The sequence below is a fragment of the Fulvitalea axinellae genome (assembly GCF_036492835.1).
Taxonomy (GTDB): Bacteria; Bacteroidota; Bacteroidia; order Cytophagales; family Cyclobacteriaceae; genus Fulvitalea; species Fulvitalea axinellae.
The window spans coordinates 488619-509021 of the sequence record NZ_AP025315.1; the positions used below are offsets into that span (position 1 = coordinate 488619).

19 protein-coding genes and 1 pseudogene are annotated in these 20403 nt (G+C 43.8%); 10 read left to right on the plus strand and 10 right to left on the minus strand.

All coding sequences use genetic code 11. From position 1 onward, the window contains the following. Positions 1-408: 408 nt before the first annotated feature. Positions 409-2658, minus strand: a complete 2250-nt coding sequence (locus AABK39_RS20730) for a nitric-oxide reductase large subunit (protein WP_338394855.1) — start codon at positions 2656-2658, stop codon at positions 409-411. A gap of 398 nt (positions 2659-3056) precedes the next feature. Between AABK39_RS20730 and AABK39_RS20735 the strand changes: the two genes are divergently transcribed. The 3 genes from AABK39_RS20735 (at position 3057) to AABK39_RS20745 (ending at position 7904) form a co-directional block, all read left to right on the plus strand. After that, positions 3057-3875 carry a hypothetical protein gene (locus AABK39_RS20735; protein ID WP_338394856.1) on the plus strand — a complete coding sequence of 273 codons (819 nt, stop codon included), beginning with the start codon at positions 3057-3059 and terminating at the stop codon, positions 3873-3875. A gap of 223 nt (positions 3876-4098) precedes the next feature. After that, a complete protein-coding gene (locus AABK39_RS20740; RefSeq protein ID WP_338394857.1) occupies positions 4099-5829 on the plus strand; it encodes a hypothetical protein in 1731 nt (576 codons plus the stop codon). A gap of 404 nt (positions 5830-6233) precedes the next feature. Further along, positions 6234-7904: a sulfatase-like hydrolase/transferase gene (locus AABK39_RS20745; protein WP_338394858.1), complete on the plus strand. Its 1671-nt coding sequence runs from the start codon at positions 6234-6236 to the stop codon at positions 7902-7904. 160 nt (positions 7905-8064) lie between these two features. On the opposite strand, the gene AABK39_RS20750 is transcribed toward AABK39_RS20745, so the two are convergent. Then, on the minus strand, positions 8065-9030 hold the full coding sequence (locus tag AABK39_RS20750) for a D-cysteine desulfhydrase family protein (RefSeq protein ID WP_338394859.1): 966 nt from the start codon (positions 9028-9030) through the stop codon (positions 8065-8067). Between the two features lie 331 nt (positions 9031-9361). Here AABK39_RS20750 and AABK39_RS20755 point away from each other — a divergent pair, with 331 nt between their 5' ends. The 5 genes from AABK39_RS20755 (at position 9362) to AABK39_RS20775 (ending at position 13962) form a co-directional block, all read left to right on the plus strand. Further along, a complete protein-coding gene (locus AABK39_RS20755) occupies positions 9362-10309 on the plus strand; it encodes a methyltransferase (RefSeq protein WP_338394860.1) in 948 nt (315 codons plus the stop codon). A gap of 53 nt (positions 10310-10362) precedes the next feature. Next, the gene (locus AABK39_RS20760; RefSeq protein WP_338394861.1) at positions 10363-10740 is read left to right on the plus strand and encodes a hypothetical protein; all 378 of its coding nucleotides are present in this window, start codon (positions 10363-10365) and stop codon (positions 10738-10740) included. A 95-nt stretch (positions 10741-10835) separates the two neighbouring features. Beyond that, entirely contained in the window at positions 10836-11702 is an 867-nt protein-coding gene (locus AABK39_RS20765) for an AraC family transcriptional regulator (RefSeq protein ID WP_338394862.1), read from the plus strand. An 87-nt stretch (positions 11703-11789) separates the two neighbouring features. Next, on the plus strand, positions 11790-13220 hold the full coding sequence (locus tag AABK39_RS20770) for an MFS transporter (RefSeq protein WP_338394863.1): 1431 nt from the start codon (positions 11790-11792) through the stop codon (positions 13218-13220). A 13-nt stretch (positions 13221-13233) separates the two neighbouring features. Then, on the plus strand, positions 13234-13962 hold the full coding sequence (locus AABK39_RS20775) for a DUF2490 domain-containing protein (RefSeq protein ID WP_338395068.1): 729 nt from the start codon (positions 13234-13236) through the stop codon (positions 13960-13962). A gap of 125 nt (positions 13963-14087) precedes the next feature. Here AABK39_RS20775 and AABK39_RS20780 read toward each other — a convergent pair whose 3' ends face one another. From AABK39_RS20780 to AABK39_RS20810, 7 genes and pseudogenes are all read right to left on the minus strand, one after another. Continuing rightward, positions 14088-14450 (minus strand): hypothetical protein, encoded by a 363-nt coding sequence (locus AABK39_RS20780; RefSeq protein WP_338394864.1) that lies wholly within the window; start codon positions 14448-14450, stop codon positions 14088-14090. Between the two features lie 104 nt (positions 14451-14554). Next, positions 14555-14965: pseudogene (locus tag AABK39_RS20785) on the minus strand (hypothetical protein); the annotation flags it as partial. A gap of 21 nt (positions 14966-14986) precedes the next feature. Next, a complete protein-coding gene (locus AABK39_RS20790; RefSeq protein ID WP_338394865.1) occupies positions 14987-15628 on the minus strand; it encodes a BF3164 family lipoprotein in 642 nt (213 codons plus the stop codon). Positions 15629-15664: 36 nt separating this feature from the next. Next, complete coding sequence (locus AABK39_RS20795) at positions 15665-16549, minus strand: transposase family protein (RefSeq protein ID WP_338394866.1); 885 nt, start codon at positions 16547-16549, stop codon at positions 15665-15667. 171 nt (positions 16550-16720) lie between these two features. Continuing rightward, the gene (locus tag AABK39_RS20800) at positions 16721-17437 is read right to left on the minus strand and encodes a hypothetical protein (RefSeq protein ID WP_338395069.1); all 717 of its coding nucleotides are present in this window, start codon (positions 17435-17437) and stop codon (positions 16721-16723) included. Further along, on the minus strand, positions 17358-18284 hold the full coding sequence (locus AABK39_RS20805; RefSeq protein WP_338394867.1) for a DUF4373 domain-containing protein: 927 nt from the start codon (positions 18282-18284) through the stop codon (positions 17358-17360). The genes AABK39_RS20800 and AABK39_RS20805 overlap by 80 nt, the downstream gene beginning before the upstream one ends. Before the next feature lie 59 nt (positions 18285-18343). Further along, positions 18344-18541 carry a hypothetical protein gene (locus AABK39_RS20810; RefSeq protein ID WP_338394868.1) on the minus strand — a complete coding sequence of 66 codons (198 nt, stop codon included), beginning with the start codon at positions 18539-18541 and terminating at the stop codon, positions 18344-18346. Positions 18542-18814: 273 nt separating this feature from the next. Here AABK39_RS20810 and AABK39_RS20815 point away from each other — a divergent pair, with 273 nt between their 5' ends. Next, positions 18815-19012: a hypothetical protein gene (locus tag AABK39_RS20815; RefSeq protein ID WP_338394869.1), complete on the plus strand. Its 198-nt coding sequence runs from the start codon at positions 18815-18817 to the stop codon at positions 19010-19012. Positions 19013-19060: 48 nt separating this feature from the next. After that, complete coding sequence (locus AABK39_RS20820; RefSeq protein ID WP_338394870.1) at positions 19061-19309, plus strand: hypothetical protein; 249 nt, start codon at positions 19061-19063, stop codon at positions 19307-19309. A gap of 299 nt (positions 19310-19608) precedes the next feature. Here AABK39_RS20820 and AABK39_RS20825 read toward each other — a convergent pair whose 3' ends face one another. Next, entirely contained in the window at positions 19609-20214 is a 606-nt protein-coding gene (locus tag AABK39_RS20825) for an SLATT domain-containing protein (protein ID WP_338394871.1), read from the minus strand. Between the last annotated feature and the right edge of the window lie 189 nt (positions 20215-20403).

The window sequence follows — 20403 nt, forward strand, 5'->3', positions numbered from 1 at the left end:
AAAATGATGGATAAAACATAAGAATACAGATGTTGAATTATGTTTTCTTAAACAGGTACGATTTTATCTTGATGTTTTAAATATGAGTATTATATAAATAATCAGGCTTTCGTTAAATTTGACTTTATGGTGTTAACTTATAGATTAATAGTGTTTTATGTCATTTCAGGGATTGTGTGAATGTTTGTGGTTTGTATCCTTAGATTAATTTTGGGGAAAAGTATATAAGGTGTGATAGGTATTGAAATGTATGGGTGTGTCGATTTTAAAAAATTGAAAACCGAGGGATAGGCGTTGTTTATATAATATATAGCGTGGGTAAAAAAGTATCACCTAAAGAAAAAAACAGAATCGGCTCGAAACATTAAGTTCCGAGCCGATATTTTTTTCTAATCCAAAGCCAAACAGTTAATCATGCTTCAAAGACCAACCTGTTTTCAGCCCAATTATAAAGTACGTTAATGTTACGGAGCCGATAGCGAAAATAGTATCTCCGATTACCCTTAACCACTTAAAGAATCTCATCACCTCCGTTTGGGTGAACTCGGCTGACCTGGCGTACCACATCCCCTCGTTTACGCTGGCTACGGTCTGCGCAAGACCAACCGGTAACACGCTGATCAGAACCATTAATAACAAGCCAATATTCAATGCCCAAAACGTAAACTTAATTACGCCTTCTTTCCAAGGTTTCTGCGCTGAAAGCCCTTTGATCACAAAAAGCGTAAGGCCTATTCCCAGCATCCCGTAAACTCCGAATAAAGCCGTATGGCTATGGACCGGCGTGGTGTTAAGTCCTTGCATATGATAAAGCGCGATAGGCGGGTTGATAAGGAATCCGAAAATACCGGCGCCGAGGAAATTCCAGAAACTAACCGAGATAAAAAAGTAAATCGGCCATTTGTAATTCTTTATCCATTCCGTGATTTTACTGATACGGTAATTATGGAAAGCTTCGTAACCCATCAGTACCAGCGGAACCACTTCCAAAGCGCTAAAGGTGGAACCCAGAGCCAGAACGGCAGTAGGTGTGCCCGTAAAATACAGGTGATGGAACGTACCAATTATTCCCCCCGACAGGAAGATTGCGGCCGAAGCGATAGTGCCAGCCGTAGCGGTGCCAATATCCAGCAGTTTCATCCTTACGAATAGGAAAGCGATTACTACGGTGGCGAACACTTCAAAGAAACCTTCGACCCAAAGGTGTATGACCCACCAGCGCCAATACTCGATCATGGACAAATGGCTGTGCCTACCCCACATCAATCCGGCGCCATAAAACAAAGCGATGGCCACGGTCGACATCACAAAGATAAAAAGCAGATTTTTGTCGGCGTGCTTTCTGACAAGCGCAGGACCAAGAGCCCGTAACATCAGCACCAGCCAAAGAATCAATCCGATAAACAAATATATTTGCCAGAACCTTCCCAGGTCCACATACTCAAGTCCTTGGTGTCCAAACCAATAATTAGTGTCAAGATCGAGCTTCTGCAAAACGCCCAGCAACTCCCCTATCATCGATCCGACAACGATAATCAGCAGGGAAAGAAACAGGAAGTTTACGCCCAATACCTGAAACTTAGGATCTTTGCCCGATATAGCCGGCGCGATATAAAGTCCGGTGGCCAACCATGATGTCGCGATCCAGAAAATCGCTATCTGCACATGCCATGTCCGCGTAACCGAATAAGGCAGAATATCGGAAAGGGGGATTCCGTAAAGCCCCTGCCCTTCCACGCCGTAATGTGCGGTGATAACTCCGAAAATCACTTGGACCAATATGAGTAAGGATACTACCCAGAAATATTTTAGCGTAGCCCGCATAGACGGGGTCGGGTTTAGTCCCTTCAGTGGGTCTTCGTCGGGCAGTACGCCTTCGTGCACGTCGTCTTTATGGCTTTTGGCGTGATAGAAAGACAATATTCCGATTCCCAGCAAAAGCATTATTATACTGAACCCGGTCCATAGTATCAGCGAACCGTCGGCTTTGTTGCCTACCAGTTCGTCGGATGGCCAGTTATGCGTGTACGTGATATTCTTTCCAGGCCTTTCTGTTGTACACGCCCAAGAACTCCAGAAGAAAAAAGCGTTCAGCTGTTTAAGGGCCACAGGTTCGGAAAGGGTATTTTCTTTCATCGCGTATTTCTCGCGAAGATGGGCCAATTCTTTATCGTCGGAAAAAAGCCTTGTGTAATAATCCGTATTGTGCTCAATCGCCCGGACGATATCCTGATTCAACGTAATGGTTTTCGTGGCGGGGTCATAAGTGTTTTTCCTTATCAGCGCCTTTAGTCTTTCCCTAAGCACTGCTTTTTGAGTCGGATCACATTTTTCGTATGTTTTCCCGTGGCCTTGCATAGCCCATTCGTCCAGAATAAAGACAGCTTCCCGGTGTATCCAGTCGGCGTTCCAATCCGGAGCAACATAAGCCCCGTGCCCCCAGATACTACCGAGCTCCTGCCCGCCGATTGACTGCCACACACGTTGGCCGTCTTGGATGTCTTTTTTGGTGAAAAGAACCGTCCCGTCTTGCCCCACGACTTTGTCTGGGTAAGGGGGGGCTTCCCTGTAAATCTCGAAGCCGTAAAAGCCGATAACGGAGAAACCGACCCCGACAACAATTGCGAACGTAATCCAAAGCGACCTGATGTTTTTCATAATGAGAGCTTGTTGGATGAGAATTGTAATTTCTAAGAGAAGGCAATATGCGTGCGAGAAAAGCCTGTAGAGGGGCTTTGCCCGGAGCGCATATTCTATAATTTAAAAAATGAATTCTTTGAAATCAGGAGAATGTAAACTTTGTCGCCAAAACGAAACATGATGATATTGACTTATAATTACTTGTATATCAGCGTTGTCTGGTGTTAAACGGCAAAGAGGTTTATGAAATGATGTCTCATTTTTTAAGAAAAAGATTAATCTTTTTTCCAAAGAAGCAAAACATTCCTAGTCCAATATGGTTTGCCGGCCAGATTTTTGGGTGATGACTTTTTAACCGGCCGTCAGTCCGGCCAGATTCCGTAAGGTCTCTTTCTCTCACTTAAATTTTTTGCCAAATGGAAAAGGTTATCGTAATGACAGACAGGCTATCTCTTCGTGAAAAACTTTTGCGTGTAATCAATATGCGGGATCGCGCCCAAGAGATGGAAGTGATGAGGTATTTTAGGGTCAGAAGAAGGATGAAAAGGCATAAACTCAAACACTATATCAATACGGAAGTAAGAAAACATCCCGAGTTCAATCACGGAATGTATTATATGTTCTATGATTTGCGGGAGCGGGGCGGAACCTCTACGCCTATTTTCAAAGTGCATGGCAAAAAGGGATATAGTCTGTATTTCGTCTATAAAAACCGTCAAGGCCATGACGAACTAGTTCAGATAGCGGAGCACGCCGTTAATCGTTTCCGGGAGCGGTGTATGCGTAATATGAAATGTACTTTATTGGAAATGATCACCGCCTTTATGAAATCTTGGAACAGGATGAGACGAATGCGTACCAAGATGGATTCCGATACTTACTTTCTAACCGATTTGGGTGTCGGTCTTTGTAGATCCAAAAAACTGGGCAAAGGCCTATCCACACTTACTATAGACACTTTCCTAAATTATAATATGCTCAGTACCAGTCAGCGCAAGATATTGCGGATTGCTCTTGAAGACATAGTGCGGACGGAGGAAATTCCCGAAACCAGATTCCAATTCCTTATGAGAAAAGCTAAAGCCCTCAGAGTGCCGGCATCACGGATTTCCTATTTTTCAGATAATTACAGCGCCGAAACAAGACGTTTGCAAAGACCCCTGCCCCAACTGGTCCGTCAGCAATCTTTGGCTTACGAATTCAACCCTTTGGCTGTCGCGATGCCTTTGCGGTAAACGAAAGAGGTTACTCCAAACGATAAAGTGGCAGGTTGGCCCGAGGCTTGCGCAAGGCATTCGGTAGAAGGGGAACGTTTATCACCAACCGAAGCCTGTGTTTGTTGCCAAGAACAAAAGAAAGCCGTCGAATAGTGGAAATGGAGAAAAGGCGTCAATAAATACGACTTCTTCATTTCCTAATCCGCGTACGGTGGTTCAGGCGGCTTTTATCCCGGCAAAGATGTCAAGGAAAGCCCACGGGTACTATCCTGGTAAAAGTGGGATGGTACCGTTTCCCAAAGTTATTCTAAAAGCGGGTCAGCGGGTAGTGCTCGACGACGCTTCTACCGTTGTGCAAGGTGAAGAGGAGGACAAGGAAGTCTGGTACCAAGCATATACCGACGGAGTATTTGACGATTTCTGGATAAAGGACAGTTTCTTTGAATGGGCTGAAGCCACTAATTCTTTTCCGCGTATGTTGGAGATGTTCGAAGAATGTTGGGACGGAAGGTTGATGAGGCGTAAAGACTTCGTACGGTATTCTGGCCCACTGAAGAATAGTTTGTATTCACATTACGTCAAGAACAAAAAGGTTAAGCCCGAGTGTCCTGAACCGGAACAGCGGAGAATAGCCAAAGGATTGGTAAAAACCTTCTTGGATCGGCCAAAAGAAGACGCTGGGTTAACGCAGAGCGCGGTCGGTTATCCTACAAAAAACTATACTCGTCAACAACTGGCCTCCCTTCGGGATTATTCCGGATTATGCTCTCTCTTTTTGAAGGTCACCTCCAAGGGAGGAGAAGGAACAAACCAAAAAGCAACGCCTTCGGCCAGCCGGGACGTGCCTTTCCGTTATGATGTTTATCTAAATATCCCGGCGCCCTCTTTACTTGCCGTAATGAAAGACTTGGTTCCACTGCTGGACCAACATGACGAGGAGTCCGATATGGATATCGATTCCATTTCGGTAGCGCCACTTCTTGATTTGGCCCAACGCCCGGATAGCGTATGTGTTAGGGTGAATTCGGAAACGGGATTCGAAAGATTAAAGGTTTTCCTGATTGATTATGTAGGAAGACATAAGGAACGGTTTGTCGATGAATCGCTGTGCATGACCGAACGCTTTGCCAGAGGTGCCAGCTGGAGCCAAGATCCGCTGTTCAGCAATGTGTGGGAAATGGACGAAAGGCTGATAAACAGCGTTTCCCGATTTCTCGCCCGTGTAAATGAGGCTTGGGAAGCTTACAGAAAGAAACCTCCTTTTTTCGATTTGCATAGTGGGTGGTGGTCGGAGATTCATCAAATGCATCAGCGGGTGTCAGAACAAATGGCCTCGGAACAAAAAGGGATGCAGATTAGCAAAAAAGACCTTAGACAGATGGACAAGATCGCCAAGAGTCTGAAAATCCAAGGCCTGTCGGGGAACGTGACCGAATGGATGGACCATTACGAACGCTATGAGGATAGGCTAGTCAAAGACAGAAAGACATTTTTGGGAACGAGAACGGAAGCTCTGGCCCAATTGGCCGAAAAGAAAATCAAGAAAAAGAATATGGCGTTACGGACTTTTATGAGGTTGTGCGCCTATCACGGTATAGATTTTTATCACCCTTACAGAAACTTGCCTATCAAACCCTTTACAGACGAAGACTTGGTGGTGGTCAGCGGAGATCAGGGTTTGGAGGAATGGGCGGCCGAAGCTACCGCCCCCGAAGCTGTGTTTTTACCTAAGATAGATTTTCCCAAAGAAACAGAAAAGCAGTCAACGGCCACGGCCAACTATATTCCTGGACTCGGTAGGGAAATGACCACATTCAGATCAGAACAAGAGGAAGCGCTGGAGTGCGTCCGCGACACCTTGTCCAAAGCGTTTTTGCAGGTAGTGGCCGGCGACGAAAGGCAAAGGCTGAAAACGGAAAAGCCCAACCGACCAGAGAATGAAGGAAGCGGGAAAGATGGAGGCGCTGGATAGTTGAGATGATCTTGATGAGGTAGCTGTTGGATTTAAATACAATCAAGTAGGGTATTCGAAAAAACGCACCTAACTATACGAAAGGAAAACCAGCTTAATATCACGTATTCAGATAAGAAATTAAATTCTAAATATTACGCAGATTGATAATGCGGACCTTATGGTTAAGAAGCCAAATGAAAAAATAGGTGAAGCATAATTGAAGGTTTACTGCATAAAAAATAATGATCTAAAATAACCGAAGTGATAAAAGCACAAAAAAGCCATTCCATTTAACCGCATAAATGTTCTATTGAATATTTGTACCGGGTACCGTACATTTTTTTTCATCTTTTTACCCTTTGCGCACAGAGGACATTCTGGTGTGTGTGTTTTAATTTGAATCAAGCAAATATCCATTTTTTATGAAAGAACAAAATAAGACTTTTGAAAGCGCCCGGCGCAATTTCCTTAAAAAAATGGGACTCGGCACAGGGGCTTTGGCCGTCGGCGGAGGGTTGTCGTCTTGCGAAGAAAAACATTCGGAAGAAAAGGCCGGCACAGCGCATAAAGAACCCGTTAATCCCAAAGCCCGTAGGATCGTTTTCATCATGACGGACACCACGCGTTGGGATATGATAGGCGCTTACGGGCGCGAAGGGATGCGGACGCCGAATATAGACAAATTCGCCTCGGAAGGAACCCGCTTTAACCTTGCCTATAGCGTTTCCCCGGTTTGTGGCCCCGCGCGTTCGGCGATTTTTACGGGCACATATCCAAGTACCAACGGCGTTTGGGGAAACAATCTTCCCCTGGGCGACAATATCCGGACCGTAGGAAAACGTTTTACGGATTACGGTTACCGTTCGGCATTTATCGGCAAATGGCACCTTGACGGCTATGACTATTTCGGTAACGGAAAATGCCCCGACGGCTACGAACCGGAGTATTGGTACGATATGCGGACCTATCTGGAAGAACTCTCGGATGACGACCGCAAGAAGTCCCGTGATGTAGGCACAATACACAAAGGCGACGGTATAGATTCGTCCTTTACTTTCGGCCACCGTGTTACGGATAGAGCCATAGATTTTCTGGATAATTCCAAGGATGACGATTTCCTTTTAACGGTGTCTTATGATGAACCGCACCATCCATTCCTGATGCCCAAAGAGTTTGCGGACCTATACAAAGGTTATAAATTTCAACAAGGCCCAAAACGAAACGATAACCTAAAGGACAAGCCGGCATACCAAAGTTGGTGGGCCAAGGGAGAACATCTGGAAACAAAAGAGGAACATTTCGAGCATCCGTTCTTTTTGGCTTGCAATACCTATATAGATCAGCAAATTGGGCGATTGGTCGATAAGATAAACGAGACTTGTCCCGATGCTCTGGTAATATTCACTTCCGATCACGGCGATATGATGGGCGCCCATAACCTGAAAGGAAAAGGCCCCGCAATCTACGACGACATCAGCCGTATTCCGTTTATAGTCCGTTGGCCGGGACACGTAAAGGCCGGGGCAGAATCAGATGTGCCCATATCGCATATCAGTGTCACTCCTACCCTTCTTGATGTCGCAGGTATTCCCGTGCCCGACCATATGCAAGGCAAAAGCATCGTGCCCACATTGGAAGAAGACAAGCCCGTCACCGACGCCGTGTTTATGGAATTCGGCCGTTTCGAGGTAAACCACGACGGTTTCGGCGCGTTCCAACCCTACCGGGCCGTATTTGACGGACGCTATAAGCTGGCCATACACCTTCTCTCGGATAAGGACGAGATGTATGATATGCAAAACGACCCTGACGAGATGAAAAACCTAATAGCCAGCGAGGCCCACACCGAAATCCGTAATCGTCTGCATGATAGAATTCTAAAAGAACAAGGCGAAACCCGGGACCCATTCCGCGGAACGTATTGGGCCGTAAGGCCATGGCGAAATGATATTGAGCATTCGTGGGAATATACCCGCATTACCCGCTCGCGCAAAGACTGCGGCTACGAACCAATGCCCGTGGACTATAACACCGGGTTGGAAATAACCAAAGATGATTACACAAGGGTTAAAGGATTGGATAAAAAGAAATAATACAAATTAAAAAATCATTCCATACACCACGTAGAGACAGGGCATACCCTGTCTCTACATTCTGAATTTAAAATTTCAATCTATTGTATTATAAGGTTTTATGCTATGCGATAGCAGTTCATTAACGCTATTCTATTTACTTAGAATTACAGGCTATAGTCTAAAACCGATTATAATACCCATGAACCAAAGGCATACCACCAGTATGCACAAATACCACAGTATCCCCTTTTCTTATCCTGTTTGATCGGGTAAAATCGATAAGCCCGGCCATTGCTTTGCCAGTATATACTGGACATAGAAACAAACCTTCCAATTCTGCCAAAAGCTTAATTGATTCTATTCCCTTATCGGTTGGGAAGCCATAGCCTTCGCCAACAAAGTCAGTGTTGATTTCGTAATCAAGGGAAGAGCCCTTTGGTAAAATCTCTCCGGCTAGGCCTTCCACAATCTTGTTTACCGTATCGTCTTTATGCAATACGCTAAAGCCGACGACTTTCGTTTTAGTGTTTGAAAATCCGGCCACGAGCCCGGCCATAGTGCCTCCGCTACCTAAGGCGGTGACCACATAATCCGGTCCGTCATTATTTATATTTTCAAATTGATTTTGTATTTCGTTCGCACAATCCACATACCCCATCGAGCCCAGCGTATTGGATCCTCCAAAGGGTATGATATACGGTTTTCGCCCTTCCGCTTCCAATCTTCGCGCTACCTTCCCCATTTCCGTCTGGAAATCGTCCTCTTTGTTTATCGAGACTATATCGGCGGCCATAAGCTTCATCAAAAGCGAGTTCCCGTTTTCGTTAAAACTCGGGTTTTGCTCGGGAACCATCTCTTTGCAAACCACTACAGGCCTAAGGTTTAGTTGTCGCGCTACGCCGATCAAAGCCCGGGCCGCGTTTGATTGATAATGTCCCGCAATTATCAGCGTATCGCAGTCTTTCGAAATAGCGTCGGCGATAATGCGCTCATATTTGCGCAGTTTGTTGCCGCCACCGCCTCTTCCGCCCTCGTCGTCTCTTTTAACGTAAATATCAGGCCCCAATTCACGGGAAAGGTTCGGTAAAAATTCAAGGGAAGTTTCCCTGTTCAGCAACTTGACCTTTTCGAATGTCTTTATCATCTGGTTGGAGTGAATGTGATTTTAAAAATGGGTAACGATGTTTGTCTGAGCGGTTGTAGTTGAATGATGAATCTACTGAGGATATGAAAAAAATACAAATTTTTGATGTTAGGCAAACGTTTCCTTGTGTAGTTCTTAATTCTAAGTGCTTACAGAACGATAGTGTTGGCGAATACCGTTATGCGATGAACTAAATGCGCAAGAATTTTTGTGTACCTTTGCCGAGTTTTGAGGGCTGGAGCGAGTAGCGGGCTTGTAGTTTATGGGTTATGAGTAAAGTGCTTCTACAGTCTCCAGTGGATTTACCTCTGGTCAATTAAAATTATGCTGAATGCCGACTTATAACTATATATACTCCTTCAATTACCCCGAAAACGAGAGCGATTTATGCAAGCTCGAATCGAGACATATATTTGATACGGAAGAGAAAGACAAAATGCTTTTCTCTGATATTAAGATCGATCCTTCCAGTAGCGCGTTTATCAAAAAAAGAGTTGACGTTAGCTTGTATTCGGATAACTACGAGGAGCTAATCCGCAAAATAGAAGAAGAGAATATCCGAATCGACGGGTTCAAGGTCGAATATGTGGTGCTTGAGGGCGACGCTACGGAATATTCGGAAAGGCTTGAAAAACTGCGGGATGTGGGCTTCGCCATAAAGGCGGCACCCGATTATTATAAACCGAAAATCATGTTCGCACTGTGTTACCATGACGGGACTTGGTTTTTCGGAACGTTGATAAAGGATGATTTCGAATGGCATAAGCATAACCAAAAACCCTGTTCGTTTAGCAACTCGATAGGCCAGATTGTGGCCAAGGCCCTGGTCAATATCGCTTCGCGAGGCATTAAGGACAATACCTTGATAGACTCTTGTTGCGGCGTGGGCACGGTGCTATTGGAGGCGTGCTTTTCCGGCTTTGATATCGAAGGATGCGATATAAACTGGAAGGCTTACAAGCATACAAAAACGAATCTGGAGCATTATAATTATTCGGCGACTGTATACCGTTCCGATATCAAGGATATTCACAAAAAATACGATGCCGCCATTATCGATTTGCCGTACAATATGTACGCTTACTCGAATGATGAGATCACTGCGAATATTATCGAGTCCACATCGAAAATAGCAAACCGGATAGTTATTGTTTCCACTTCTGATATAGAGGGAATTATCACAAAGGCCGATCTGACAATTTCAGATACTTGTGTTATCAATAAGGCCGGTAGCCTTCGGTTTGCAAGGAAAATTTGGGTCTGTGAGAAGCATGAGTAGTTTTACTGTCGATATAGTGTAATGCCATATAGATCTTTTAACACTTAGAAATAATGAGTGGAGCGTTAAGGTTATTTTTTATTTGTTTTACAATAATGATAATGTCTGGTTGTTTTCCCGAAGGGTTTAAGGAACAGGCGAATCAAAAGTTTGGAGATCAACATTTTAAAACGGCGATTTCATTAATCGAATTACATAAAATTCGAGAAGGCGCTTATCCTTCTTCATTGGACGGTTTAAAGTATATTGGAGAATGGGATAAAATGATATTTACCTCTGTTAGATATAAGAAGTTGGATAAGGGGTATGAATTGGATTTAGTAGATGGTTGGTTAGGAAAACCCGAAGACCTAAATTACCCAGATGGATTCTGGAGAGGGTTAGGACTAGTCAAATCTAATGTGAAAAGAGGGGCTGTCGTAGAGCCCTAATCTTTTGTCGCTTATAGGTTGAAAAATTCCTTTTGCGGGATAGTTGTGCGCAAGACACCCCATTGAGATACATAATAATTAACCCTCAAAACATTATGTCTCGATCTATTAAAAATATCCCGATAAGAAAAATATGCCCTGAAGAGGAAGCCGTAAACTTCGCCAAGCATGTCCGATTTCTAAAACTGAAGGATTTGCTTGGCGGAAAAGGTATGTCGCAGAGTATTCATAGGCACGATTTCTTTTTCTTACTGTTTATCCAAAAAGGAAGCGGAAATCATCGGATTGATTTCGTTTCTTATCCAATATGGGATAATACGCTGTTTTTTATGCGTCCGGGACAGGTGCATGAGATTGAACTGAAGGCGGGGGCGGAAGGCTATATACTGGAGTTTAGTCCTAGGGTTTTCTATATCGCAAATGAACGGACGCCCGATATGATCCGTAAATTGGGGCGAAATAACTTGTTTAACCTAAGCGTAGATTCCCGTAAAAACATCGAGTTTCTTTTCGACAAAATGGGAAAAGAACTGGAGTCGGGATCAATCTTTTATGAAGACGCTTTCAAAAACTGCTTAGGACTATTGTTAATCGAAATTTTGCGTTTGGAATCGGTTGAGAGTAGAACGGAACGATCTTATCAACAGGAACGCCTCGATGAGTTATGTGATTTGGTTGATCAGAATATATCGACCGGAAAAAAGGTAAGTGACTACGCCGAAATGATGAACCTTAGTTCTTTCCAATTAAATAACATCACGAAATCGATACTGGGAAAAACGTGTTCGGCGCTTATCAACGAACAAATCGTTTTGGAATCCAAAAGACAATTATTGGCAACGTCAAATCAGATTAATGAGATCGCTTTCGCAATGGGTTTTGAGGACGTATCCTACTTTTCCCGATTTTTTAAGAAACACACGGGGCATACACCAACCGAATTGAGGGAGAACTTCAAATAAGTCCCAGCCGGCTTTATTTTTATCCTAACGTATCCGTCTTCGCCCAAAGTATTTTTGCTCCTGATATAGACATACAATCAGGATCGAATGACTTTACCAAAACACCGTACACCACAAGGCGCTCTTGCCTGTTTGGCGCTCTGCGTTACACTCGCCTCTTTGGGCACCAGTATCGCCAATGTGGCATTACCCGAATTAGCCCGTTTTTTTTCTGTTTCCGTCCAAGGGGCTCAATGGATCGTATTGGCATACCTGTTACCATTGACGGTTTTGGTTGTGAACGCAGGCAAAATCGGAGATTTGTTGGGACGGCGTAAAGTATTGTTGTTTGGCCTAGCGCTATTTGTTTTCGCTTCACTCCTATGCGGTTTCACCCCTTGGTATTGGGCTTTACTTTTGTCTAGGGGGGCGCAAGGTATCGGCGCAGCGGTTTTAATGGCGCTTACTTTGGCTGTGATACGTGATATAGTGCCGAGAGAAAAAATGGGTGGTGCTATGGGACTGATAGGGACCATGTCCGCAATAGGCACGGCTTTAGGGCCGTCTTTAGGCGGTTTTTTGGTTTCCGTTTGGGGTTGGAGATCTTTGTTTTTTGTTTTGTCCCCTCTAGGTCTTCTTGTCTTGGTGTTGGCGTATTTTTATCTCCCTAAAGACCATGAAAGAGAAAAGTCCTCTCCCGCTTTTGACGGACTGGGCACATTGTTTCTGGCCTTTACACTTCTTTGTTATTCACTTGCCATGACGGTTAACCGAACCGCTTTCGGTACGGAAAACATAGCCATGTTACTTTTGGGCGTTTTGGCCCTCGGCTTATTTATTCGAATTGAGAACAAAGCCTCGTTTCCTTTACTAAAGCCCGAGTTATTCGCCGATAAGCAGTTCGTATTTAATCTATTGTCCAATACCGTTGTGGCGTCTGTTATGATGTCCACTTTGGTGGTGGGACCCTTTTATCTGTCGATAAGCCTTGGGCTGGATGAGAAAGATATCGGACTTGTAATGGCCTCCGGTCCCGTGATGGCTTCTATCAGCGGTGTGCCGGCCGGAATGGCGGTAAACCGTTGGGGCGTAAAGCATACGATGCTCGCCGGGCTTGGGCTGATGTTGTTGGGTAGCCTTTCGATTATTTATTTTCCTGATCTTTTCGGACCGACAGGTTATGTTATGGCTTTGGCGTTGTTGACACCGGGATACCAGATGTTTCAGGCCGCCAATAATACAGCGGTGATGATGGATACCCATACAGATCAAAGAGGCCTAATCGCGGCTATGTTGACATTATTTCGGAATGTGGGTCTGATTACCGGCGCTTCTGTGATGGGCGGTATTTTTGCTTTTTCCGCTGGGTCCGCACCGTTAGAATCTTTGGGGCCGGAAGCGGTGTCCATGGGAATGGGTATCACGTTTATCGTGGCCAGTAGTTTGGTTTTTATATGCTTGCTTGTAGCCGTTTTTGGAATAGATCAGGCTATCGGGACGGAAGCGTTGCGCACAAATAAAATAAAAAGCAATGCCTAAAATATTCCGTACCATGATAAGGCTAAGTATAGTTCCGTTTCTGGCGTCGCTTTTTCTTTTGGCGTCGTCATCCGTAACCGTCGGCCAAACAGTTGACCAATTTAACTCTTGGTGGTTTTATTCGGGAAAATATATACTATCCGATCATTACAGTATGCGGACCCTTTACGCTTGGAGCAGACATGATTTTGTGAACGTCTGGCAACAATCGAAACTAAGAATGGGAATAGAACGCCGTATATCCCGAAATTTCAATGCTGGGGCGGGTTATGAATGGGTGGTGCTGTTTCCGTACGGGGAACACCCTGTGCCCGAGAAACGAACGGAGCATCGAGTTTATGAGGAAATTACATTCAAAACCAAACAGGGAAGGTTCGGATTAAATACCGGTATCCTGTTGGAGCATAGGTTTATGGAGCGAAACAGACGAGATCGCCTGCGTTTTAAAGTAGGGGCAAATTTTCCTTGGCTAAGATTAAAAAGCGGAAAAAACGAATCGGGATCCCAGTCGCTTGGAATTGTTTGTTATAACCAGTTTTTCATAAACTTGGGATCAGCCGCAAAGAACGTGACATTAGGGCAAAACCGTATTTATATAGGCCTGGATTTTCAAATTATAAAGGGTGTAAAACTAGGGCTTGGGTACATGAATCAGCTTATTCGTATCAAAGAAAACAAAGCGGAGAATAACCATACAATTGTTGTAGGCTTTTCACACAAGATGGATTTTACTAAAAAATAAACGACACTGTCTCAAAAAGTGTGTAAACTCAGAATCCCCTCAGTAGAGTGGTCTGAAGGGATTCTATCGGTTTCTAATTTTATGGAGTAATGATTAATACCACACTCCCCTATGTCAAGTCTCATTTACCATGAGACTCCAACTACATTGAATGAGCTTACTCCTTTCAAACATATATAAGTTTTCAAATCAACAGCTACTGAGCCTCCGGTAAGCTTAACGATTTTAGAGATAGAGCCAGCATTTCCGTCTTGAGAGTCCATAAAGATGGTTGGATTGTCTTGTTTGCCGTTAGGGCCATAAGAAAACTCACATTTACCGTTATACACGTATAACATCACCGTCTTGGGCGCGTTATGATTCCATGATACGACAAACTGGGCCTCATTGCCCTCTAAAGGTTGGCAAAAAGACGTGTTGTTCATAGGCGACGCAGTCAGTTCCTTGTGCCTTTTCGCAATGTCCGCTATTAGATCTTCTTTTTTCATGGTAGAATGATTTGTGGGTTTATGTTTCTGTTAAAGTAATGATTTTTATAAAAAATAATATATTTTGGTTATAAATAATAATTTGTGCGGGATTGTTGACTCAATTATGGCAATGAAAAACGAATAAGTGTAGGCATAAAATCACTGTTACGGGATATGGCGTAAAACACGTCCTCAACAGGATCGTATGTGAAATAATTAAACCTTTTGTCAAGTTTATATTTTACAAGAGGCTTACCGTTCCAGTCATATTTCAGAATATAATTATTCACTAATTCATCACGTGTTTGCTCCTCTCGACTATCCCTGAACGAACAAAAAACATACTGATCAGAGACTTCCAAATGATGGACACCTCTCTTTTCCCCTTTATGAGGCCTAATCTGTTTAAGGTTATTTTTATCTACGATTGTAACTTTCGGTATATTGATTAATCTTTCAGATACCTTTTCTATTTCTTCCCCCTTTATATCATAAATCTCAACATTTTGATAGCTCGAACCCACTAAGCAAAACTTGTTTAAACTCGGGTGCGCTTAAATTCTATGTTGAAAGATCAGGGATTTTATCGCCACATTTTGTTGTTCCAACTCTACGGGTATAGATCTTGGTGGGCGTACAATTTTCATTGTTTCACCTTCCTTATTTGAAAGTCCAAGTTCTCCCCTTTCGCTTACGCATTCGCCAACGAATATCCCACTCTTAAGATGTGTCAAAGAACGATAACGGTAGGGGTCTTCGGCATCCCTCGAGCTAAAATCCAAAACTTGACTTACATACCGATTGCTTCCCTCCAACAAACTGTCCATTGAAAACAAAATTAGGTTCCGACGCCTACTGTCATAAACCATTAATGTTTGGTCGTTCAAAAACTCTAAAGAATTTGGGTGAGAAATCTCTTCGGGACCCCTTCCCTTTTTTCCGAATTTGCGTAGCAACTTTCCTTTTTTGGTAAAAAGAGAAAAATGGTGATCCCCCATTTTTTCCTGTATAATAACCACCTGTCCCCTAGCGATAACCTTCATAGGTTTGCCCAGAGAATCACTAAAGTGGTGTTCTAATTTGGTTTTGACCTCAATCTGTTTGGCAAATTCATCCAATAAGTTCCTATGAGTCGGCTTTTCTTCTGTACATGACAGACAAAGAAAAAAAATGACAGCAATAAGTAAAAATCTCATTATACGCTCTTTAGAAATATTAAAGGTTATCACGAATTACGTTCTGAATTCGCATCTCAAATTATGAAGTCCTACGGCCACCATCATTACCCTCTCTCTTACGTCGTTATATTTTAGCCGGATCTTATTCCGGATTATCTTCAAACGCTTAATCCCGCCTATTGCGTGTTCCGCTCCGACCCTAACCGAGCTGATTCCCTTGTTGACCTGTTTCTGCAATTCGGTCAATTCCTTTCCTTTTGGCTTTTTGTGCGGAATAATCACATTTTCATTCTCCTTGTCCGCTCCCAAAAAGCCAAGATCTACCAGGATATTCGGCCCGTCAACCTGTATTTCGGTTTCATCCCAGATCGTTTTGTCATGAACGGAACCCGGGTAGAGCGGGCTTACGTACAGAATCTTGCGGTTTGGGGCGGAAAACACAAGATATTTGGCGGTATGCCTCTTTGATTTCCCGCTGTACTCTTCTTTCTGCGCCGCATTGTTTACTTTTCTTGGAACCTCGCACTCAGTGACATCGGCGAGTAAATACTCTTCTCCCTGATCTCGATATTCGAATCTCCCGCCTGTCATTGGTGCCATTCCCAACCGATTGAGACTTGTTTCAAGCAATGGAAGAAGAAAAGAAAACCATTCGCTGACTTTTGCCTGTGACAAGCCGAACATTTGTGCATAAAATGTCTGGTTCGGGTTTTCCTTTGAATACATCAGGGCGAAGTTGAGCTTCCTGTCACTGCCCGGTAAACTCGAATTTTCATATTCTTTGTAACAGGGTCTCTTCCTTTTCTTCCCTTTTAAGGTGTACCATCTTAAGCGCTGTTCCACCAATTTAGAAAAGACTGGGAGCAAAGTGATCCACTCGTCTTGGTTCAAACCGGTTAAAGCTCTACATTTGGCGTTAGCTCCTTTTTCCATCTTCATTTTGCTGGTTTTCGAGAAAAAGCAAAATCGGAAAAAGCGGCTGTTTTTTTGCTATTCGGACGGCTATACGAAATCATTCGTGATAACCATTATTATTAATCTGAATTTTTACACTCTGTAAAACTACTTCTAAGGTATTTATTCCGATCTTCATTTTAATACATTCTTCGGCTATTTAGCCGAAATTTTTCCGGCAAAATAAGAAGCCTTGAATCTTCTATAATCCTCTTCGTCAGTCGGTGTGGAATTGGCGTTTTGTTTGGGCTGGTATGGCTTGGTACCCAAGCGTTCATAAGCTTTGCGTATCAGGTTATTCTCCAATGTGGTCCTCTCTTCCATTTCTCTCTCTTGCTCCTTCCGCCGTTTACGTGTTTCCGCTTCCCTTGCTATGGACTTTTCTTCCATATACTCATGAACCCATCCGAATATTACGCCACCGTCCAGCCTGTCATACAGTTTACCGTAGCGCCCCTTGCGGGCATAACGAAAACATAAAGCGAAATCCTCAAGGCTTTCGTGCGGATATTCTTCCAATATCAGGTCGCATACCTCAAACACCTGCCCCGCGTTCATGGTCTTTCCCAGATTAAAATAATTGGCCGTGCGCATCAGCATAAAGGTCAGGGCCTTTCGGGCGTCTTTTCTTTCGTAACGCGAAAGGTGCTGGCGTTTCAAAGCCAAGGTAGGTGTAAGCGAAACCTCTATATCGCAGATTGCGGACAGGTCTTGTTTTTTGACTGCCAGCATCAATTCGTTATGCTTTTGCGGTTTTTGCGTCGTCAAGACGGGTGTTTGTGCCGGGGCGTCCTCAGTTTTCCGGATGCATGGCGTCGATTCGTTCGAAGGCGTAGGCGAGATCAGCGGCGCTGAAGGCTCCTGTGCAGGCATTATTGGATGCGTTTTTTTCACGGTTTCTTGATTTTTGGTTTTGTACTTGTTTCCAACGGCCGGGTGTGGCCTCAAAATGAAAATCTGTCCAGCCCTTTATCAAGGCTTTTTCCACCAGCTCGGTGGCGAATTCCTCATCGTAGGGACGTAGCCGGTCCAATGCCCTTTTTTCCAAAAGAGGACTTCGGTAGGCTTTGCCCATAGTTTGTAAGTGGTGTCGCCAATCGTCCCAAAGGTTATTGAATTCTTGGCTATGGAAAGGAAGCTCTGGAATTATTGCCACTTCGGGTGCGTGCGTATCCCCTTTCGTTTCCTTTTCTATTATTTCATTTTTTTTAGTTTGTTTTCCTTTGCTTTCGTTTTCTTTCATTGTATCACAATGCATATGCATTGCATCGGTTTTGCATCCGGACTCTACGTTATCGGCCTTGTTCTTTTGGATTCGGGCTTTATTGTTCGCCTTTTTGCGGGGCTCTTCTTTTTTGGACCACCGGCTATTTGCCGCGTCCTTGCGCCTTTGGCTTTTTGATTCCACCTGCGCCATTCGTTCCAATAGGCTATCGGACCAAAGGTAGTCGTCCTCTTCCCTGAACAAACCGTATTCGTTTACGCAGTCGTCTAGAAACGGCGCAAGCTTATCGGCATCTGTATGGAGTTCATGGGCCAGCGCTTTGAGGAATCCCCTCCCTTTACGGAGTAGCTGGTGATCGGATTCGTCGCGCATCAGTTCCACCAACATCCAATACCAGCCATAACCCTCCGCCCCGTATTCGGCCAACATCAAGCGTATTTTCTGGTCGTGGCAGGCGTTACTGTCATGCGAGAAATAATAAGCGTCTTTCTTCATCTCATCTTTTCTGTTTGTTCCAATATTTATTCATAAATTATAATAGAAACCGTCTTGTGTTATTTTGTCCCATTTTGGTCTTTTTTTCCAAAACCAAGGCGTTTCAGATCATTAAATACCGTGCGTCTGCTTACTCCATAGCGTTCTTGGCAACTCATCACCAAGCCTTCCAACTTCTCTCCTTTGGCCATAACCATGGGATATGTCAGCGTCAAATACTTTCGTCTGAGAACCCTTCTTGTTTGTGTGTCTATCATTTTTAGCTGTTTTATTAGGTTAATTACTAAGCATAATATCTATGTAATAATATTTACTCCCAAATAAAACTTAGTGCAAACTTTCACTTCGTAGTATTAGCTAAATTTTGTAGATGTAAAACAAGGGGCTATGTTTGTTTCGAAGCAAGGGCTAAGGCTTGTCAGGGAAGGCGTATAAGCGGTCTGCGCATAGCGGGACCCGCAAGAATAGGGAGGATTGCCATGCAAGAAAAAAAGGAAACTTAAACATGTTTAATCTCAAAAAAATAATGGATGATTCACGAAAGCAAATACGCTCTATGGGGGATGGCCATGGCTTTAATCAAAACATGGGTTCTACCCTTTTGGGAAACGGTAGGTACGCTGGTATGGGAAGGTCTTTCGATGGGCTTTGCCGGAGCCGTAGGCGGTTACCTGTTTTCCCTGATCAAGAAAAAATTCCTAATGAAAAACACGGGAGTTGAAAAGTAAACTAAGGGCCAAAACGCCCGAATTATTCACCTAATAAAAACAATAACTATGTCAGATTACAGAACAACACTTATCGAAAAGTACCAGAACGAATTGCAAAGCAAGCAAGCCTCCTTGGCTGACATCACGGCCTTGTTGCCGGACTTTGACAACCTGCTTAACTCTTCGCAGTATGCCTTGAAAGAGAAAAAGCGCCTGATGGACCGTAAAGCGAAACTGGAAGTGGACGTAGCGCAACTGAACACCCTTTTGCAAGATATGCAAAACGAGGTGGATGATTCCACGCCTATTTCATAAGGCTTGGTAGGAAAAAGTATCGTTTGTATTTTTTTGTTAATTCGTTATTTAAGAAAAACCGCTCTCTGTTATGGGGAGCGGTTATTTTTTTGAGTGAGGTAACTGTCCAAGACTAATAAATAACCGTAGTGTTGGGCTCAATTGTACTGGTCCTTCAAGGTTCTTTATATACAAATCAAAATATTCAACACACACCCAATTGCTTTCACAAAAAGAAAAGCCGGCCGTTGTGGGGCTCCGGCCTCGTAACTTACCTTATGAAAATGCTCAAGAGCCTTACTAACCTATACGGGTTTGGTTTATTTCCCCCTCTTCGCCACAGCCTGTTTTAAATGTTCGTAATCTTTGATCATATCGGCGCTCCATTGCGTGGTCTCTTCCATAAGTATCTGCTGGTTACGGTGGTCCGTATCATGAAAAATATCCAATAACTCTTGGACTAAACGTTCGGGCGCTACGCTGGTGTCCACCATTTTTTGCTGTATACGGTGTCTCATACGCATCAGCTCGGCGTCCAGCTTTTGTTTGGCCGTCATATACCGTATCCAGCCTTTCGAAAAACCGAATACATTGTCAAACAGCAAGGCCGCGCTGGCGAACGCGAAACACACGTAGCCCAAAGTATAGCCCATACCCTTCTCCGGTGTAGCTATGGTGACTCCAAGATGTTCGGCCACGTCCGACAGCAAAGGACTAAGCACCGCCAAACCAACAAGTATAACCGCCAGATTCTTTACCGCTTTCGTTTTTAGCCGATGCGTTCGGCTACGCTTATAATACCAATCAAGCTCCTTACGCCAGCGGTCCATCAGTTCCCTATAAGTCTCGAAGATATAATCTTTCTCGTGTTCGGGTAACCTGTCGGCGTTCCATATTTTTTCAAAAAGGTGCGGTGTGTTTTTCATTGGACAGATATTCTGACTAGATCGTTTTTGCCTATGGGTTATAGTTATTCTTAAATATAATGTTAATTATAGTATTATTTCAGTTTCAGTATTTCAAGTCTTGGGTTGCTTTCTATTGCTTATCCGTCTAACTAAGACCTATTGCATAGGTAGCTAATGATTTAATGATTTTTTTGAGATCTATACTAC

What these genes read in the sequence shown, in the direction of transcription:
- AABK39_RS20745 (WP_338394858.1), top strand. Translation starts at nt 6,234, where the DNA reads ATGAAAGAACAAAATAAGACTTTTGAAAGCGCCCGGCGCAATTTCCTT.
- AABK39_RS20770 (WP_338394863.1), top strand. Translation starts at nt 11,790, where the DNA reads ATGACTTTACCAAAACACCGTACACCACAAGGCGCTCTTGCCTGTTTG.
- AABK39_RS20800 (WP_338395069.1), bottom strand. Translation starts at nt 17,437, where the DNA reads ATGCCTGCACAGGAGCCTTCAGCGCCGCTGATCTCGCCTACGCCTTCG.
- AABK39_RS20795 (WP_338394866.1), bottom strand. Translation starts at nt 16,549, where the DNA reads ATGAAGATGGAAAAAGGAGCTAACGCCAAATGTAGAGCTTTAACCGGT.
- AABK39_RS20755 (WP_338394860.1), top strand. Translation starts at nt 9,362, where the DNA reads ATGCCGACTTATAACTATATATACTCCTTCAATTACCCCGAAAACGAG.
- AABK39_RS20750 (WP_338394859.1), bottom strand. Translation starts at nt 9,030, where the DNA reads ATGATAAAGACATTCGAAAAGGTCAAGTTGCTGAACAGGGAAACTTCC.
- AABK39_RS20815 (WP_338394869.1), top strand. Translation starts at nt 18,815, where the DNA reads ATGATTCACGAAAGCAAATACGCTCTATGGGGGATGGCCATGGCTTTA.
- AABK39_RS20730 (WP_338394855.1), bottom strand. Translation starts at nt 2,658, where the DNA reads ATGAAAAACATCAGGTCGCTTTGGATTACGTTCGCAATTGTTGTCGGG.
- AABK39_RS20760 (WP_338394861.1), top strand. Translation starts at nt 10,363, where the DNA reads ATGAGTGGAGCGTTAAGGTTATTTTTTATTTGTTTTACAATAATGATA.
- AABK39_RS20805 (WP_338394867.1), bottom strand. Translation starts at nt 18,284, where the DNA reads ATGAAGAAAGACGCTTATTATTTCTCGCATGACAGTAACGCCTGCCAC.
- AABK39_RS20820 (WP_338394870.1), top strand. Translation starts at nt 19,061, where the DNA reads ATGTCAGATTACAGAACAACACTTATCGAAAAGTACCAGAACGAATTG.
- AABK39_RS20825 (WP_338394871.1), bottom strand. Translation starts at nt 20,214, where the DNA reads ATGAAAAACACACCGCACCTTTTTGAAAAAATATGGAACGCCGACAGG.
- AABK39_RS20775 (WP_338395068.1), top strand. Translation starts at nt 13,234, where the DNA reads ATGATAAGGCTAAGTATAGTTCCGTTTCTGGCGTCGCTTTTTCTTTTG.
- AABK39_RS20810 (WP_338394868.1), bottom strand. Translation starts at nt 18,541, where the DNA reads ATGATAGACACACAAACAAGAAGGGTTCTCAGACGAAAGTATTTGACG.
- AABK39_RS20790 (WP_338394865.1), bottom strand. Translation starts at nt 15,628, where the DNA reads ATGAGATTTTTACTTATTGCTGTCATTTTTTTTCTTTGTCTGTCATGT.
- AABK39_RS20765 (WP_338394862.1), top strand. Translation starts at nt 10,836, where the DNA reads ATGTCTCGATCTATTAAAAATATCCCGATAAGAAAAATATGCCCTGAA.
- AABK39_RS20740 (WP_338394857.1), top strand. Translation starts at nt 4,099, where the DNA reads ATGTCAAGGAAAGCCCACGGGTACTATCCTGGTAAAAGTGGGATGGTA.
- AABK39_RS20735 (WP_338394856.1), top strand. Translation starts at nt 3,057, where the DNA reads ATGGAAAAGGTTATCGTAATGACAGACAGGCTATCTCTTCGTGAAAAA.
- AABK39_RS20780 (WP_338394864.1), bottom strand. Translation starts at nt 14,450, where the DNA reads ATGAAAAAAGAAGATCTAATAGCGGACATTGCGAAAAGGCACAAGGAA.